Source organism: Pseudomonas sp. NPDC089547 (assembly GCF_050280665.1).
In the GTDB taxonomy this organism is placed as follows: Bacteria; Pseudomonadota; Gammaproteobacteria; order Pseudomonadales; family Pseudomonadaceae; genus Aquipseudomonas.
Genome location: NZ_JBNNVS010000074.1, coordinates 1 through 15,341 on the forward strand (window position 1 = coordinate 1; position 15,341 = coordinate 15,341).

Annotated in this window: 17 protein-coding genes; 15 read left to right on the plus strand and 2 right to left on the minus strand. The window is 62.1% G+C overall.

The window, feature by feature from the left end; all coding sequences use genetic code 11:
- On the minus strand, positions 1–734 hold a 734-nt coding region (locus ACQKPZ_RS26785; protein WP_427544060.1), incomplete at its 3' end, for a ribonuclease E/G.
- Between the two features lie 797 nt (positions 735–1,531).
- Here ACQKPZ_RS26785 and rluC point away from each other — a divergent pair.
- From rluC to ACQKPZ_RS26800, 3 genes are read left to right on the plus strand one after another with little or no spacing between them, the layout of a single operon-like run.
- Entirely contained in the window at positions 1,532–2,488 is a 957-nt protein-coding gene (rluC, locus tag ACQKPZ_RS26790) for a 23S rRNA pseudouridine(955/2504/2580) synthase RluC (RefSeq protein ID WP_025754829.1), read from the plus strand.
- A 3-nt stretch (positions 2,489–2,491) separates the two neighbouring features.
- Entirely contained in the window at positions 2,492–3,166 is a 675-nt protein-coding gene (locus ACQKPZ_RS26795) for an HAD family hydrolase (RefSeq protein WP_427544063.1), read from the plus strand.
- A gap of 6 nt (positions 3,167–3,172) precedes the next feature.
- Positions 3,173–4,162 carry a S49 family peptidase gene (locus ACQKPZ_RS26800; protein ID WP_427544066.1) on the plus strand — a complete coding sequence of 330 codons (990 nt, stop codon included), beginning with the start codon at positions 3,173–3,175 and terminating at the stop codon, positions 4,160–4,162.
- 135 nt (positions 4,163–4,297) lie between these two features.
- On the opposite strand, the gene ACQKPZ_RS26805 is transcribed toward ACQKPZ_RS26800, so the two are convergent.
- Positions 4,298–4,876 carry a Maf family protein gene (locus ACQKPZ_RS26805; RefSeq protein WP_427544069.1) on the minus strand — a complete coding sequence of 193 codons (579 nt, stop codon included), beginning with the start codon at positions 4,874–4,876 and terminating at the stop codon, positions 4,298–4,300.
- Between the two features lie 96 nt (positions 4,877–4,972).
- On the opposite strand from ACQKPZ_RS26805, the gene ACQKPZ_RS26810 reads away from it, so the two are divergent.
- From ACQKPZ_RS26810 to ACQKPZ_RS26865, 12 genes are all read left to right on the plus strand, one after another.
- Positions 4,973–5,500 (plus strand): YceD family protein, encoded by a 528-nt coding sequence (locus tag ACQKPZ_RS26810; RefSeq protein ID WP_391135639.1) that lies wholly within the window; start codon positions 4,973–4,975, stop codon positions 5,498–5,500.
- A gap of 13 nt (positions 5,501–5,513) precedes the next feature.
- Positions 5,514–5,696 carry a 50S ribosomal protein L32 gene (gene rpmF, locus ACQKPZ_RS26815; protein ID WP_003247154.1) on the plus strand — a complete coding sequence of 61 codons (183 nt, stop codon included), beginning with the start codon at positions 5,514–5,516 and terminating at the stop codon, positions 5,694–5,696.
- 3 nt (positions 5,697–5,699) lie between these two features.
- Entirely contained in the window at positions 5,700–6,710 is a 1,011-nt protein-coding gene (gene plsX / locus ACQKPZ_RS26820) for a phosphate acyltransferase PlsX (protein ID WP_427544072.1), read from the plus strand.
- A 127-nt stretch (positions 6,711–6,837) separates the two neighbouring features.
- Positions 6,838–7,776, plus strand: a complete 939-nt coding sequence (fabD, locus tag ACQKPZ_RS26825; RefSeq protein ID WP_427544075.1) for an ACP S-malonyltransferase — start codon at positions 6,838–6,840, stop codon at positions 7,774–7,776.
- 15 nt (positions 7,777–7,791) lie between these two features.
- On the plus strand, positions 7,792–8,532 hold the full coding sequence (fabG, locus tag ACQKPZ_RS26830; RefSeq protein ID WP_012053293.1) for a 3-oxoacyl-ACP reductase FabG: 741 nt from the start codon (positions 7,792–7,794) through the stop codon (positions 8,530–8,532).
- A gap of 203 nt (positions 8,533–8,735) precedes the next feature.
- Positions 8,736–8,972 carry an acyl carrier protein gene (gene acpP, locus ACQKPZ_RS26835; RefSeq protein ID WP_012271163.1) on the plus strand — a complete coding sequence of 79 codons (237 nt, stop codon included), beginning with the start codon at positions 8,736–8,738 and terminating at the stop codon, positions 8,970–8,972.
- A gap of 189 nt (positions 8,973–9,161) precedes the next feature.
- Positions 9,162–10,406 carry a beta-ketoacyl-ACP synthase II gene (gene fabF, locus ACQKPZ_RS26840; protein WP_391135652.1) on the plus strand — a complete coding sequence of 415 codons (1,245 nt, stop codon included), beginning with the start codon at positions 9,162–9,164 and terminating at the stop codon, positions 10,404–10,406.
- Positions 10,406–11,221 (plus strand): aminodeoxychorismate lyase, encoded by an 816-nt coding sequence (gene pabC, locus ACQKPZ_RS26845; RefSeq protein WP_427544078.1) that lies wholly within the window; start codon positions 10,406–10,408, stop codon positions 11,219–11,221. Before fabF ends, pabC begins: the two co-directional genes overlap by 1 nt.
- A 4-nt stretch (positions 11,222–11,225) precedes the next feature.
- Positions 11,226–12,410 carry an endolytic transglycosylase MltG gene (gene mltG, locus ACQKPZ_RS26850; RefSeq protein ID WP_427544081.1) on the plus strand — a complete coding sequence of 395 codons (1,185 nt, stop codon included), beginning with the start codon at positions 11,226–11,228 and terminating at the stop codon, positions 12,408–12,410.
- A 9-nt stretch (positions 12,411–12,419) separates the two neighbouring features.
- Positions 12,420–13,052: a dTMP kinase gene (gene tmk / locus ACQKPZ_RS26855; RefSeq protein WP_391135662.1), complete on the plus strand. Its 633-nt coding sequence runs from the start codon at positions 12,420–12,422 to the stop codon at positions 13,050–13,052.
- Positions 13,045–14,031 (plus strand): DNA polymerase III subunit delta', encoded by a 987-nt coding sequence (locus tag ACQKPZ_RS26860; protein ID WP_427544084.1) that lies wholly within the window; start codon positions 13,045–13,047, stop codon positions 14,029–14,031. Before tmk ends, ACQKPZ_RS26860 begins: the two co-directional genes overlap by 8 nt.
- 30 nt (positions 14,032–14,061) lie before the next feature.
- Positions 14,062–14,844 (plus strand): TatD family hydrolase, encoded by a 783-nt coding sequence (locus tag ACQKPZ_RS26865; protein WP_427544087.1) that lies wholly within the window; start codon positions 14,062–14,064, stop codon positions 14,842–14,844.
- Positions 14,845–15,341 lie beyond the last annotated feature (497 nt).

Below are 15,341 nucleotides of genomic sequence, written 5' to 3' on the forward strand. Positions count from 1 at the left end.
TCCGATCTGATGAAGGTCAGGGCTTCTTCCTGGGCATCGATGCTGTCGATCAGCACTTCGCCGATGTCCTGGCGCAGGTAGTCGCGGATGGCGCGGATGATGACGTTGCTTTCCTGGTAGATCAGGAACGGCGCAGCGCGGTCCAGGGACGCTTCCTTGATGGCGGTCCACAGTTGCAGCAGGTAGTCGAGGTCCCACTGCATTTCTTCGCTGCTGCGGCCAAGGCCGGCAGTGCGCACGATCAGGCCCATGTCGCCAGGAACGGTCAGGCCGTTCAGGGCTTCGCGCAGCTCGTTGCGCTCTTCGCCTTCGATGCGACGGGAAATGCCACCGGCACGCGGGTTGTTGGGCATCAGCACCAGGTAGCGGCCGGCCAGGCTGATGAAGGTGGTGAGGGCGGCGCCTTTGTTGCCGCGCTCTTCCTTCTCGACCTGGACAATGACTTCCTGGCCTTCGCTGAGCACTTCCTTGATGTTGACGCGGCCTTCAGGGGCCTTCTTGAAGTACTCGCGGGAGATTTCTTTCAGCGGCAGGAAGCCGTGACGTTCGGAGCCGAAATCGACGAAAGCGGCTTCGAGGCTGGGTTCGATGCGGGTGATCTTGCCTTTGTAGATGTTGGCCTTTTTCTGCTCACGCGCGCCGGACTCGATGTCCAGGTCGTAGAGGCGTTGGCCGTCCACCAGTGCTACACGCAACTCTTCGGGTTGAGTCGCGTTAATCAGCATTCTTTTCATGTTGTACCGTCGGTTTCCGGGCTGCCGGAAACGGCGTTCGGCACACACGACGTCTCATGGTCGGTGCCAAGGTGCGCAAAGGGTGGCCGGGCCACCCCCGTGTCGAGCAACGTTCGGCACCAGCCGGTTGCCCAGCCTGCCGTTGTCGCGACGACGCGTCCTGTTTGCTGCGGTGCCAACAAGCCCCGGTGGCTTCGAATTGGAATCCGAATCAACCAAGCGGGCCTGGTGCACTCAGTCAGGAGGAGGAATCAACCGTCAGCCGTGGACGCCCGGGGGCATCTGTTCAGGACCTTATCCGCTCGCCGGCCATTGTACTGGGCCGGTGGCCGGACGCGGTGCTACACGGTCCGAGGGCTGTGCATCTCCACCCTGCACGTATCCCTGATAATTCGGGTGCTGCCGCGCGCTGAATCCGCAACGGGTTGCATTTTTCGCCAGTGCAGATACTGCACTGGCGCCATTCATGTCCAAGGCAGGTATTTCCGAAGCATTCGCCGTGCGTTGCGTGGAAGCGACGGGGCGGGCAGAGGTACGGCGAAAAGAATCGGGTAAGCAGGTGAAACACCGCACTTGTCGTTTTTTTTCGGTCTTCTCTACACAGCGCTGGTGGCGATTCCAGGCAATTCGGTAAACTGGCGAAAACCCCGTAGGACGGCCTCGCGTCCTGGAGAATTGCGTTGGTCAGGGCCGGCTAGGAGCCTGGTGCCGCTGGCCTGCCGCTTTTGGCGGCGTTCGCGACTATAGCAGCAATGATTAAGTGCTTCAATTCCATAAAAAATTGTTATGATCCCGCCATGACGACCAATACCCCTCCGACTTCCGGCGTTCAGCTGATCGAAGTCGCGCCGGAACTTGCCGGCCAACGCATCGACAATTTCCTTATCACGGCCCTCAAGGGCGTGCCCAAGACCTTGGTCTACCGCATCCTGCGCAAGGGTGAAGTGCGGGTCAACAAGGGGCGTGTCAAGCCTGAGTACAAGATCCAGGCGGGCGACATCGTGCGGGTGCCGCCCGTCCGCCTGCCAGAGCGTGACGAGCCGGCGCCGGTTGCCCAGGGCCTGCTGCAGCGCCTTGAGGCCGCCATTGTCTACGAAGACAAGGCGCTGATCGTGATGAACAAGCCCGCCGGCATCGCCGTGCATGGCGGCAGCGGCCTGAGCTTTGGTGTGATCGAGGCGCTGCGCCAGCTGCGTCCGGACGCCAAGGAACTGGAGCTGGTGCACCGTCTGGACCGTGACACTTCCGGGCTTTTGATGATCGCCAAGAAGCGCAGCATGCTGCGCCACTTGCATGCCGCCTTGCGCGGCGATGGTGTCGACAAGCGCTACATGGCGCTGGTGCGCGGCCATTGGCCAACTTCGAAAAAACAGGTAAATGCCCCGTTGCTCAAGAGCAACCTGCGCTCCGGTGAGCGCATGGTCGAAGTGAACGAAGAGGGTAAGGAGGCGCTGACCCTGTTCCGCGTACTGCGCCGCTTTGGCGAGTTCGCCACCATTGTCGAGGCGCGCCCGATCACCGGCCGTACCCACCAGATCCGCGTGCACACCCTGCATGCCGGGCACATGATTGCCGGCGACAGCAAGTACGGCGATGAAGACTTCAGCCGCGAGATTCGCGAGCTGGGCGGCAAGCGCCTGTTCCTGCATGCCTACGCGCTGACCGTGCCGCTGCCGGACGGTGGTGAGCTGAAGCTCGAAGCGCCTGTGGATGAGGTATGGGCAAAAACCGTTGAGCGTTTGAGTGCATCCTGACCTATGAAAAAAGGCTATGAGCTACTGATCTTCGACTGGGACGGCACGCTGGCCGATTCAATCGGGCGCATCGTCGAAGCCATGAATGCCGCCGCCGAGCGTGCCGGCGAGGCGCAAAGCAGCGATGAGGCGGTAAAGGGCATCATCGGCCTTGCCCTGGGCGAGGCGATCCACACCCTGTACCCGCACCTGGCGCCTGCGCAGGTTGAACGCTTCCGTCAGCACTATGCCGATATCTACATGGCGCTGGATCAGCAGCCTTCGCCGCTGTTCGAGGGGGTGGTCGAGTCGCTGGATGCGTTCCGCGTCGAGGGTTACCGCCTGGCGGTGGCCACCGGCAAGGCGCGTCGCGGCCTGGATCGGGTGCTCAAGGCCAATGGTTGGGAGCGGTTCTTTGACATCACCCGTGCTGCCGACGAGACGCGTGGCAAGCCGCACCCCTTGATGCTTGAAGAAATCCTCGGCCACTGCGGCGTCGAACCCGGGCGTGCGCTGATGGTCGGAGATTCGGCGTTCGACCTGCAAATGGCCAGCAATGCCGGCATGCATTCGGTGGCGGTGGGCTATGGTGCCATGTCGTTGCAGGCGCTGGCCGAGTTCGGCCCGCAGGTGTGTATCGATCATTTTTCCCAGCTGCGCGAGTGGCTGGGTGGTTCCGCAATTCCCTTTCCAAGGTAGGTGAGCATGGCAGACGAATGGAAGGCCCCTGAGGCTGAGCCTGAGGAGCGCGAAGAGCGCAAAAGCTGGAAGCTGCTGGAAAAGACCTTGCTGGCCAGTGTGCAGGAGCAGCGCCGGTCGCGGCGCTGGGGAATCTTCTTCAAGATCCTGACCTTCGTTTACCTGTTCGGCATTCTGGCCTTGTTCTCGCCGCTGATGGATATGGACAAAGCTGCCTCGCGCAGCGCCAGCCATACCGCGCTGGTCGAGGTGCGCGGGGTGATTGCCGATCAGGAGGCCGCCAGTGCCGACAATATCGTCAAGAGCCTGCGCGAAGCGTTCAAGGACGGCAAGACCAAAGCTGTGGTGATGCGCATCAACAGCCCGGGTGGCAGCCCGGTGCAGGCAGGGTACGTGTATGACGAAATCCGCCGCCTGCGTGCCGAATACCCGGCTATCAAGCTGTACGCGGTAATTTCGGACCTTGGCGCTTCCGGTGCCTATTATATTGCCAGCGCGGCGGACGAAATCTATGCCGATAAAGCCAGCCTGGTGGGCTCGATTGGTGTGACCGCGGCCGGTTATGGCTTTGTCGGCACCATGGAGAAGCTGGGTGTGGAACGGCGCGCCTACACCTCGGGTGAGCACAAGGCCTTCCTTGACCCGTTCTCGCCGGAAAAGCCTGATGAAACCCGGTTCTGGCAGGGCGTGCTGGATACCACGCACAACCAGTTCATCGCCATGGTCAAGCAGGGGCGTGGCGAGCGGTTGAAGGACAAGGAGCATCCGGAGCTGTTCAGTGGCCTGATCTGGTCGGGTGAGCAGGCCAAGGATCTGGGTTTGGTGGATGGGCTGGGCAGTGCCAGCTACGTGGCGCGTGAGATCGTTGGCGAGAAGGAACTGGTGGACTTCACCGTGCAGGAATCGCCATTTGACCGCTTCTCCAAGCGTGTGGGTGCCAGTGTTGCTGAGCACCTGGCGATGTGGATGGGGTTCCAGGGTCCGCAGCTGCGCTGACTCGGTTTTCTCGGGGGCGCTGTGCGCCCCTTCGCGGGCATGCCCGCTCCCACAGGTTTTTGCATGCTTCAGACTGTGCGCTATCTCTGTGGGAGCGGGCGAGCCCGCGAAGGGCTGCAAGGCAGCCCCAAAGCCTCAGGGAACCACCACACCCTCCTTGGTCAGCATATCCACCAGTCGAATCAGTGGCAGCCCGATCAGGCTGGTCGCATCGCAGCCATGGGTGCTCTGGAACAAACTCACCCCCAGCCCCTCTGCCTTGAAGCTCCCCGCGCAATCCAGCGGCTGTTCCGCCGCCACATAGCGCTCCACTCGCTCGCGGCTCAATTCGCGCATCGTGACGGTAAACGGCACGCAATCCACCTGGCATTGCCCGGTGGCGCTGTTCAATAGCGCCAGGCCGGTCAGAAAGCTCACCTGCTGCCCGCTGCACTCCAGCAGCTGCTCGCAAGCCCGCTCGAAGGTATGCGGCTTGCCCAGCACCTGTTCACCCAGCACGGCTACCTGGTCCGAGCCGATGATCAGGTGCCCGGGATGGCTGCCCGCCAGTGCTTCGGCCTTTTGCCTGGCCAGCCGCCGCACCAGCTCTACGGCCGGCTCGTCAGCCAGGCGCTGCTCGTCTATGTCGGGGCTTGCCCAGGTGAAGGGCAGGCGCAGGCGTGCGAGCAGTTCGCGGCGATAGGCAGAGCTGGAAGCCAGTAACAGAGGAAGCATGGTAGACTCCTGAATCAGTTGAATAAATTCTATCACGCACGATGCCGCCTAATTTCCTTTGACAGGGGCGGGGGGCATCCCTAGAATGCTGCGCCTATGTTGAATGACCCGATTCCACCTCACGTTGACCCGCGCAAATTGGCCGATCGTGGCGTAACCCTTAACGGTTCGCTGCAACTCGCTGATTTGGAAAGACTCTGCGACCCGCTTTCCGACAATGTCGGTACGGTGCAGGCGAAGTTCGATTTTGAACGAGATGAACAGCACGTGGTGGTTATCCACACCGAGCTGAGCGTCGAGGTCAAGATGGTTTGCCAGCGTTGTCTTGAGCTGGTCACCCTACCGATCCAGAGCGAATGTACATACGCTGTGGTGAAGGAGGGTGCGAATACCCAGTCGTTGCCGAAAGGCTATGACGTGCTGGAACTGGGCGAAGATCCTTTGGATCTGCAGGCACTGGTTGAGGAGGAGCTTCTGCTCGCCTTGCCAATCGTGCCTGCTCATCATCCGGAAGAATGCCAGCAGCCGGCGGGCGCAGACGAGCCCGAATCGAGCAAGGACGAGGTATCGCGGTCCAACCCGTTCAGTGTTTTGGCGCAGTTAAAGCGTGACCCAAACGTTTAGGAGTTAATCAATTATGGCTGTTCAGCAGAACAAAAAATCCCGCTCTGCCCGTGACATGCGCCGTTCGCACGACGCCCTGTCGGAAAACGCGCTGTCGGTAGAGAAAACTACCGGTGAAGTTCACCTGCGCCACCACGTTTCGCCAGAAGGCGTATACCGTGGTCGCAAAGTGGTCGACAAGGGCGCTGACGAGTAATCCTTGTCCGCTCAGATCATCGCGATCGACGCAATGGGCGGGGACTTCGGTCCCCGCAGCATTGTCCAGGCTAGCATTGCCTGCCTTTCTGCTACTCCCTCGCTGCACCTGACCCTCGTCGGTCAACCTTCCCTCCTTGAAGAGCTTCTCGGCAGCCTTGCTGCTGCGGATCGCGCGCGCCTGCAGATTGTCGCCGCCAGTGAGGTGATCGGTATGGACGAGCGGCCATCCCAGGCGCTGCGTGGCAAGCCCGACTCGTCGATGCGCGTCGCCCTCGAACTGGTGCGTGATGGCAAGGCCCAGGCCTGCGTCAGTGCCGGCAATACCGGGGCGCTGATGGCGCTGTCACGCTTCGTGCTCAAGACCTTGCCGGGTATTGACCGGCCAGCCATGGTGGCGGCGATCCCGACCCAGGCAGGCTACTGCCAGTTGCTCGACCTGGGCGCCAATGTTGATTGCAGTGCCGAAAACCTCTATCAGTTCGCGGTGATGGGCTCGGTGGCCGCTCAGGCCCTGGGTGTGCATCGGCCGCGCGTGGCGTTGCTGAACATCGGTACCGAGGACATCAAGGGTAACCAGCAGGTCAAGCTGGCCGCCAGCTTGTTGCAGAACGCCCGAGGGCTCAATTACATCGGCTTTGTCGAAGGTGATGGCCTATACCGTGGCGAAGCTGATGTGGTGGTGTGCGACGGGTTTGTCGGCAATATCCTGCTCAAATCCAGCGAAGGGCTGGCTACGATGATTGCTGCGAGAATCGAGCGGTTGTTCAAGGGCGGTATTTTGTCGCGGGCGGCCGGGGCGATGGCCATGCCGCTGCTCAAGCGGCTGCAGGCCGACCTGGCGCCAGCGCGACACAATGGGGCGAGTTTCCTTGGCCTGCAGGGTATTGTCATCAAAAGCCATGGTTCAGCCGGTGTGGACGGGTTCCAGAGTGCGATCCAGCGGGCCTTGATCGAGATTCAGGAAAACCTGCCACAGCGCCTGCATGGCCGCCTCGAAGATTTGTTGCCTTAGGCATTTCGCCGATGAAGTGCTTAAATGTGACCGCTTGGTCTGCGTATACATCCAAGTTTTCAGATTCCGCGCCCGGCCCAAGGCCAGGCGCACCCTATCCGACGACAAGATCATAAGGGCTTGTTCAATGTCTGCATCCCTCGCATTCGTCTTCCCCGGTCAAGGTTCCCAGTCGCTGGGCATGCTCAAGGAACTGGGCGCCGAAAAGCCGGTGATCGTTGAGACCTTCAAGGAAGCCTCCGACGCTCTGGGTTACGACCTGTGGAAGCTGGTCCAGGAAGGCCCGGAAGAACAACTCAATCAAACCGACAAGACTCAGCCTGCGATCCTCACCGCTTCCATCGCGCTGTGGCGCCTGTGGCTGGAGGAGGGCGGCGCCAAGCCGGCTTTCGTTTCCGGTCACAGCCTGGGCGAATACAGCGCCCTGGTTGCCGCTGGCAGCCTGTCGCTGAAAGATGCCGTGCGCTTGGTCGAGCGTCGTGGTCAGCTGATGCAGGAAGCTGTCCCGGCCGGCCATGGCGCAATGGCCGCGATCCTCGGCCTGGATGACGCCGTGGTGGTCGAAATCTGTGCCAAGGCGGCCGAAGATGAAGTGGTCAGCGCGGTGAACTTCAACTCGCCGGGCCAGGTTGTGATTGCTGGTAACAAGGCTGCGGTGGATCGTGCCATGGAACTGTGCAAAGAGGCTGGTGCCAAGCGCGCCCTGCCACTGGCGGTCAGCGTACCGTCGCACTGTGCCCTGATGAAACCGGCTGCCGAGCGTTTCGCCGATGATGTCAACGCCATCGAATGGAAGGCGCCGCAAATTCCGGTGGTGCAGAACGTCACCGCAGCGGTTGCCGCTGACCTCGATGCCCTCAAGCACGACCTGCTGGCACAGCTGTACCAGCCAGTGCGCTGGGTCGAATGCGTGCAAACCTTGGCTGCCAACGGTGCGGTCAACCTGGTCGAGTGCGGCCCGGGCAAGGTCCTGGCTGGCCTGAACAAGCGTTGCGCCGACGGCGTGACCACCTACAACCTCAATACCCCTGACGCCGTTGCCGCCACCCGTGCGGCACTGGCCTGATTTGGAGAAGCTTGCATGAGCCTGCAAGGTAAAGTTGCACTGGTCACCGGCGCCAGCCGTGGCATTGGCCAGGCCATCGCCCTCGAACTGGGCCGCCAGGGCGCGACCGTGATCGGTACCGCCACTTCGGCGTCCGGCGCCGAGCGCATTGCTGCCACCCTGAAGGAACACGGCATCACTGGCACCGGCATGGAGCTGAACGTGACCAGCGCCGAATCGGTTGAAGCAGTACTGGGCGCCATCGGCGAGCAGTTCGGCGCGCCGGCCATCCTGGTCAACAACGCCGGTATCACCCGCGACAACCTCATGCTGCGCATGAAGGACGACGAGTGGTTCGACGTGATCGACACCAACCTGAACAGCCTCTACCGTCTGTCCAAGGGCGTACTGCGTGGCATGACCAAGGCGCGTTGGGGTCGTATCATCAGCATCGGCTCGGTCGTGGGTGCCATGGGTAACGCCGGCCAGGCCAACTATGCTGCCGCCAAGGCTGGCCTGGAAGGCTTCAGCCGCGCCCTGGCGCGTGAAGTGGGCTCGCGTGGCATCACCGTCAACTCGGTGACCCCAGGTTTCATCGACACCGACATGACCCGCGAACTGCCAGAAGCGCAGCGCGAAGCCCTGCAAACCCAGATTCCGCTGGGCCGCCTGGGCCAGGCCGACGAAATCGCCAAGGTGGTTTCGTTCCTGGCATCCGACGGTGCAGCCTACGTCACCGGCGCTACCGTGCCGGTCAACGGCGGGATGTACATGTAACACTGCAACTCAATGTGACGGATTTCGTAAAAAAAGAGTCATACTGCGAGCCTAAAATCCGTTATAAAGCTGCAACCAGATTCCAGGCAGCGGGTGGGGTGGCTAGTGTGAAGGTGCGTTTCGCTTGAAATGCGAACGTCTTTCTATAAAATTAGCCACCGGCCAGCTGCCTGACATATGTCCATTAGGAGTGAAAACTAGGTATGAGCACCATCGAAGAACGCGTCAAGAAAATCGTCGCCGAGCAACTGGGCGTGAAGGAAGATGAAGTGACCAACGAGAAGTCCTTCGTCGATGACCTGGGTGCCGATTCGCTTGACACCGTTGAGCTGGTGATGGCTCTGGAAGAGGAATTCGAGACCGAAATCCCTGACGAAGAAGCCGAGAAAATCACTACCGTTCAAGCTGCTATCGACTACGTCAACAGCCACAAGGCCTAAGACGCTGTAGTCGTCGCTTCTTGACGAGAAAAACCGCACTGCCTTTGCCGGCGTGCGGTTTTTTCTTTGCGAACGCCGTGCTTTTTGGTGGGGCTGCTTCGCCCACCGCGCACCAAGAGCCTGTTGCCATTCCATTCCTGCGCTTGAATGTAATCGCAAGAGACTCTGTTATTAGAAAAGGAGAGTACTGTGTCGCGTAGACGCGTCGTGGTCACCGGTATGGGTATGCTGTCGCCACTGGGTACCGATGTACCGAGCACCTGGCAGGGCATTCTGGCTGGCCGCAGTGGCATTGGTCCGATCGAGCATACGGACCTGTCTGCCTACTCCACCCGTTTTGGCGGCTCGGTGAAAGGCTTCGAGGTCGAGCAATACCTGTCGGCCAAAGAGGCCCGCAAGCTCGACCTGTTCATCCAGTACGGCCTGGCGGCCGGTTTCCAGGCGGTGCGCAATGCCGGCCTTGAGGTTACCGACGCCAACCGTGAGCGCATTGGCGTGGCGATGGGGTCGGGCATCGGTGGCCTGACCAATATCGAAGAAACCAGCCGCACCCTGCACGACTCGGGGCCGCGCCGTATTTCGCCGTTCTTCGTGCCGGGCTCGATCATCAACATGATCTCTGGCTTCCTGTCGATCCACCTGGGTTTGCAAGGGCCGAACTACGCCATTGCTACCGCTTGCACCACGGGTACCCATTGCATCGGCATGGCCGCACGCAATATCGCCTACGGTGAGGCCGACGTGATGATCGCCGGTGGTGCCGAAATGGCTGCCTGCGGCCTGGGTATGGGTGGCTTTGGCGCTTCGCGTGCGCTGTCCACCCGCAATGACGAGCCAAGCCGGGCCAGCCGCCCGTGGGACAAGGGCCGTGATGGCTTCGTGCTGTCTGACGGTGCCGGTGCCCTGGTGCTCGAAGAGCTGGAGCACGCCAAGGCCCGTGGTGCGACCATCTATGCCGAGCTGGTTGGCTTTGGCATGAGCGGTGACGCTTACCACATGACTTCGCCACCCGACACCGGTGAAGGCGCTGCCCGCTGCATGGCCAACGCCCTGCGCGATGCGGGTATTCAGCCGGAAGACGTGAGCTACATCAATGCCCACGGTACCTCGACCCCCGCGGGCGACGTGGCCGAAGTGGCTGCGATCAAGCGCGTGTTCGGTGAGCATGCCTACAAGCTGGCGGTCAGCTCGACCAAGTCGATGACCGGTCACCTGCTGGGCGCTGCCGGCGCGGTGGAAGCGATCTTCAGTGTGCTGGCGATCAACAGCCAGATGGCGCCACCTACCATCAACCTGGACGAGCCGGACGAAGGCTGCGACCTCGACTTCGTGCCGCATCAGGCGCGCAGCATGCCGATCGACGTGGTGTTGTCCAACTCGTTCGGCTTTGGCGGCACCAACGGCTCGCTGGTGTTCCGCCGGTTCGCCGGTTGATGCACAGCTGGGTCGATGGCCAGCCGGGGACTGCACTCAACCTGCAGAACCGCGGCCTGGCCTACGGTGATGGCCTGTTCGAGACCATCGCCGTGCGCGGCGGCCGGCCCAGCTTGCTGGACGGCCACCTGGCACGCCTGGCGCTGGGCTGCCAGCGCTTGGCGATCAGCGCCGACCTGGCGCTGGTGCGCGACGAACTGCTTCGCTATGCCAGCCAGCTTGGTGAGGGCGTCGCCAAACTTATCCTCACCCGTGGCGACAGCCAGCGTGGCTATGCGCCGGTAGCCGGTGCAGCCCCAAGGCGCATCCTGCAGGGCAGTCCGTTACCCAGCTATCCTGTCGAGCATGCCGAGCACGGTGTGCGTTTGTTCCCTTGCCAGACCCGGCTTGGGGAACAACCGCTGCTGGCCGGGCTCAAACACCTCAACCGCCTGGAGCAGGTGCTGGCCCGTGCCGAATGGCAGGACAGCGAACACGCCGAAGGCCTGATGCGTGACGGGCAGGGCAGGGTAATCGAAGGGGTGTACAGCAATCTGTTCCTGGTGCGTGATGGCGTGCTGCTCACTGCCGACCTCAGCCGCTGCGGTGTGGCAGGGGTGATGCGCGCAGCCTTGCTGGAACAGGCCGCGCAGTTGGGCATCCCGGCGCAGGTCTGTGACCTGCCGTTCGAAACGCTGGAGCAGGCAGATGAAGTATTTGTTTGCAATAGCGTTTACGGCATTTGGCCCGTGCGTGGCGTAGCCGCGCTAAACTGGTCGTCTGGCCCGCTCACCCGTAAACTGCAGGCCGTTGCCCGTACGTTACTGGAAACCTGAATTCGTGAGACGTAAATTCCTGCTGCTGCTGGAAATGGGCTTGATCCTTGCCGGCCTGGCGCTTGGCTGGTCGGCCTGGAAGGTCAACTCGGTCCTGGAGCAGCCCTTGCACGTCACGCAGGAGCGCCTGCTCGATGTGCCCAATGGCACCACCCCCAACCGCATGTTCTATCGCATGCAACAGGAAGGGTTGCTCGACGATGCCGTCTGGTTGCGCTTGTACTGGCGCTTCAACATGGCTGGCACCCCCCTGCACACCGGCGAGTACCGCCTTACCCCTGGCATGACGGTCGAGCAGCTGTTCGATGCCTGGCGCCGTGCTGACGTAGTGCAGTACAACCTTACCCTGGTCGAAGGCTGGACCTTCCGCCAGGTGCGCTCGGCCGTGGCCAAGCATGAAAAGATCAAGCACACCCTGGACGGCCTGTCGGATTCCGAAGTGATGGACAAGCTCGGCCATACTGGCGTGTTCCCCGAAGGGCGATTCTTCCCGGACACCTACCGCTTCGTGCGCGGCATGAGCGATGTGGAGTTGCTGCAGCAGGCCTACATGCGCCTGGACGAAGTGCTGGCCAAGGAATGGGCCGAGCGCACCACCGACCTGCCCTATCGCGACCCCTATCAGGCATTGATCATGGCTTCGCTGGTGGAAAAGGAAACCGGTATCCCCCAGGAGCGTGGGCAGATTGCCGGCGTGTTCGTTCGGCGCCTGCGCCTGGGCATGATGCTGCAGACCGACCCCACGGTGATCTATGGCATGGGCGAGCGCTACAACGGCAAGATCACCCGCGCCGATCTGCGCGAGCCAACCCCTTACAACACCTATACCATCACCGGGCTGCCGCCGACCCCGATTGCCATGGTCGGCCGTGAGGCCATTCACGCAGCGCTCAACCCGTCGGATGGCACCAGCCTGTACTTTGTCGCCCGCGGCGACGGCAGCCATGTGTTCTCCGACGACCTCGACGACCACAACTCGGCGGTGCGTGAGTTCCAGCTCAAGCGTCGTGCAGACTATCGCTCCAGCCCCGCACCGCAGCAAGACGCGCAGCCGGACGAACAGCCGCAAGCGCCGCCTGTGGAGGATGAGCCGGCTGCGCAACCAGCACCCGATGAGCCACCTGTGCAGGACGCCCCTGCCGGCGGCGCGCAAGCGGCCGAGCGGCCGGCGCCTGTCGAACAACATTAAGGACTGCCTGTGAGCGGCTTGTTTATTACTTTGGAAGGCCCCGAAGGCGCGGGTAAGAGCACCAATCGCGACTACCTGGCCGCGCGCTTGCGCGAGCAGGGCCTGGACGTTGTGCTGACCCGCGAGCCCGGCGGTACGCCGTTGGCGGAAAAGGTCCGCGAACTGCTGCTGGCGCCCAGCGAAGAAACCATGGCCGCCGACACCGAGCTGTTGCTGGTGTTTGCTGCGCGCGCACAGCACCTGGCGCAGGTGATCCGGCCAGCCCTGGCCCGCGGGGCCGTCGTCTTGTGTGATCGTTTCACAGATGCAACCTATGCCTACCAGGGTGGTGGCCGTGGTCTGTCGGTCGAGCGCATCGCTGCCTTGGAACAATTCGTCCAGGGCGACCTGCGCCCTGGCCTGACCCTGGTGTTCGACCTGCCGGTCGAAGTGGGCCTGGCCCGCGCCGCTGCCCGCGGTCGCCTGGACCGTTTCGAGCAGGAGGGCCAGGCCTTCTTCGAGGCCGTGCGCCAGGCCTACCTGCAACGAGCCCGACGCGAGCCGCAACGGTACAGCCTGCTTGACGCCGCTCAATCCCTGGAGGCCGTACAGCGCGCCATTGACGCACTATTGCCTGGCATCGTGGAGCGTTGCCGTGGCTGAGGCCTACCCCTGGCAGCAGGCACTCTGGCAGCAGCTCGCCGGTCGCAGCGAACACGCCCATGCCTACCTGTTGCACGGGCCGCGTGGCATCGGCAAGCGGGCCTTGGCCGAGCGCCTGATGGCCCGTTTGCTGTGCCAGCAGCCCCAGGGGCTGGACGCGTGCGGTGGGTGCAAGGCCTGCCTGTTGCTCAAGGCCGGCAGCCACCCCGACAACTTCATCCTCGAGCCTGAGGAAGCCGACAAACCGATCAAGGTCGACCAGGTGCGTGAGCTGGTGGCCTTCGTGGTGCAGACGGCCCAGATGGGTGGGCGCAAGGTGGTGTTGATCGAGCCGGTGGAGGCGATGAACGTCAACGCCTCCAATGCACTGCTTAAAAGCCTTGAAGAGCCTTCTGGCGATACCGTTTTGCTGCTGGTCACGCACCAGCCCAGTCGCCTGTTGCCAACCATCAAGAGCCGCTGCCAACAGGTCGCCTGCCCGCAGCCCGGCCTGGCCCAGAGCCAGGCCTGGCTGGCTGGAGCGTTGCCGGACAGTGACCAGGCCGAACGGGACGAGCTGCTCACGCTGGCCGCCGGATCGCCCTTGATGGCAGTCAGCCTGCAGGCACAAGGTGTGCGTGAGCAGCGTGCGCTGGTTACCGAGGGTGTGAAGAAACTGCTCAAGCAGCAGCAGTCACCCAGCCAACTGGCCGATGCCTGGAACGGTGTGCCGCTGTTGTTGCTGTTCGACTGGTTCTGCGATTGGTCGCACCTTATCCTGCGCTACCAGTTGACCCAGGATGAGGAGGGGTTAGGCTTGGCAGATATGCGCAAGGTGCTGCAATACCTGGCGCAGAAGAGTCGTCAGGCCAAGGTACTGGAGGTGCAGGCCTGGATCCTGGATCAGCGCCAGAAGGTGCTGGGCAAGGCCAACCTCAACCGCGCCCTGCTGCTTGAATCGCTGCTGGCTCATTGGCTGCAACTGCCAGGTGTCCGCTGATTTCCAATTTTTCATGTGTGCCGTTATCCCATGCTCGTAGATTCCCATTGCCACCTCGACCGACTTGACCTGAGCGCCCACCAGGGCTCCCTCGATGCTGCCCTGCAGGCAGCGCGTGAACGTGGGGTCGGGCATTTCCTGTGTATCGGTGTCAGTGCCGAAAACGCAGGCTCAGTGAAGGCATTGAGCGAGCAGTACGCCGATGTCGATTGCTCGGTGGGCGTGCACCCGCTGGACCTGGCGCCGGGTGAAACACCTGCGCTGGAATGGCTGCTCCGCGAGCTGGCCCACCCGCATGTGGTGGCAATTGGCGAAACCGGGCTGGATTATCACTACGAGCCGGAAGCGGCTGAGCTGCAGCAGGCTTCGTTCCGTTTGCACCTGGAGGCCTCGCGGCAGACCGGCAAACCAGTGATCGTGCATACCCGGGCAGCACGCGCCGATACCCTGGCGTTGCTGCGCGAGGCCAACTTGCCGCAGGCTGGCGTGTTGCATTGCTTTACCGAAGACTGGGACATGGCCAAGGCGGCGCTGGACCTGGGGTATTACATTTCGTTGTCTGGCATCGTGACCTTCCGCAATGCCGATGCCTTGCGCGAAGTGGCGCGGCAGGTGCCGGTCGACCGGTTGCTGGTGGAGACCGATTCGCCATACCTGGCGCCGATACCGCACAGGGGTAAGCCGAACCTGCCGCAGTATGTGCGGGAGGTGGCGGAGTATGTGGCTTCGCTGCGTGGGGCCAGTTATGAGCAGTTGGCGGAGCAGACCACAGCCAACTTCAAGCGGTTGTTCCCGTTGGCGCGGGTAGCTTGATAGCGTACGAGCCTGAGCGCTCTTGCTCTTGCTTCGGCTTTTGTTTTTAAGTGCGCGATAGCCCAAGCGACGCCGATTGCGACTTCAGGAGGCCGAGCGAAGGGATTGCGGAGGGAGGTGACGGGCATGGATGCCCGTCAAGCGCTGAGGCCCCATGGATGGGGCCTGCAGCGCGTACTCCCGGGAGCAAGCCCGTAGCGAGGGGACCCCGGAGCGCAGCGTAGGGGCCGGATGACGGGAGCCAGACTTTTTTGGTTACTTTTTGGGGCGTTTGCCAAAAAGTGACCCGCCGTAAGGGCGGAAAGGTGACTGTGCGCCACCTGCGCGAATGAATACCTACTCGATGTAAATGCCCACATCCAAGAAGCAAGAAGCAAGAAGCAAGATTCGGCTGTTTTGAACCAGCGAACAGTCCATTTGCGATGGCGACGCTGACTCACCTTTTCGCCCTTACGGCGAGTCACTTTTTGTCAAACGCGACAAAAAGTAACCAAAAA

What these genes read in the sequence shown, in the direction of transcription:
- ACQKPZ_RS26805 (WP_427544069.1), bottom strand. Translation starts at nt 4,876, where the DNA reads ATGCTTCCTCTGTTACTGGCTTCCAGCTCTGCCTATCGCCGCGAACTG.
- rluC (WP_025754829.1), top strand. Translation starts at nt 1,532, where the DNA reads ATGACGACCAATACCCCTCCGACTTCCGGCGTTCAGCTGATCGAAGTC.
- ACQKPZ_RS26810 (WP_391135639.1), top strand. Translation starts at nt 4,973, where the DNA reads ATGTTGAATGACCCGATTCCACCTCACGTTGACCCGCGCAAATTGGCC.
- ACQKPZ_RS26800 (WP_427544066.1), top strand. Translation starts at nt 3,173, where the DNA reads ATGGCAGACGAATGGAAGGCCCCTGAGGCTGAGCCTGAGGAGCGCGAA.
- pabC (WP_427544078.1), top strand. Translation starts at nt 10,406, where the DNA reads ATGCACAGCTGGGTCGATGGCCAGCCGGGGACTGCACTCAACCTGCAG.
- ACQKPZ_RS26795 (WP_427544063.1), top strand. Translation starts at nt 2,492, where the DNA reads ATGAAAAAAGGCTATGAGCTACTGATCTTCGACTGGGACGGCACGCTG.
- ACQKPZ_RS26865 (WP_427544087.1), top strand. Translation starts at nt 14,062, where the DNA reads ATGCTCGTAGATTCCCATTGCCACCTCGACCGACTTGACCTGAGCGCC.
- fabG (WP_012053293.1), top strand. Translation starts at nt 7,792, where the DNA reads ATGAGCCTGCAAGGTAAAGTTGCACTGGTCACCGGCGCCAGCCGTGGC.
- rpmF (WP_003247154.1), top strand. Translation starts at nt 5,514, where the DNA reads ATGGCTGTTCAGCAGAACAAAAAATCCCGCTCTGCCCGTGACATGCGC.
- acpP (WP_012271163.1), top strand. Translation starts at nt 8,736, where the DNA reads ATGAGCACCATCGAAGAACGCGTCAAGAAAATCGTCGCCGAGCAACTG.
- fabD (WP_427544075.1), top strand. Translation starts at nt 6,838, where the DNA reads ATGTCTGCATCCCTCGCATTCGTCTTCCCCGGTCAAGGTTCCCAGTCG.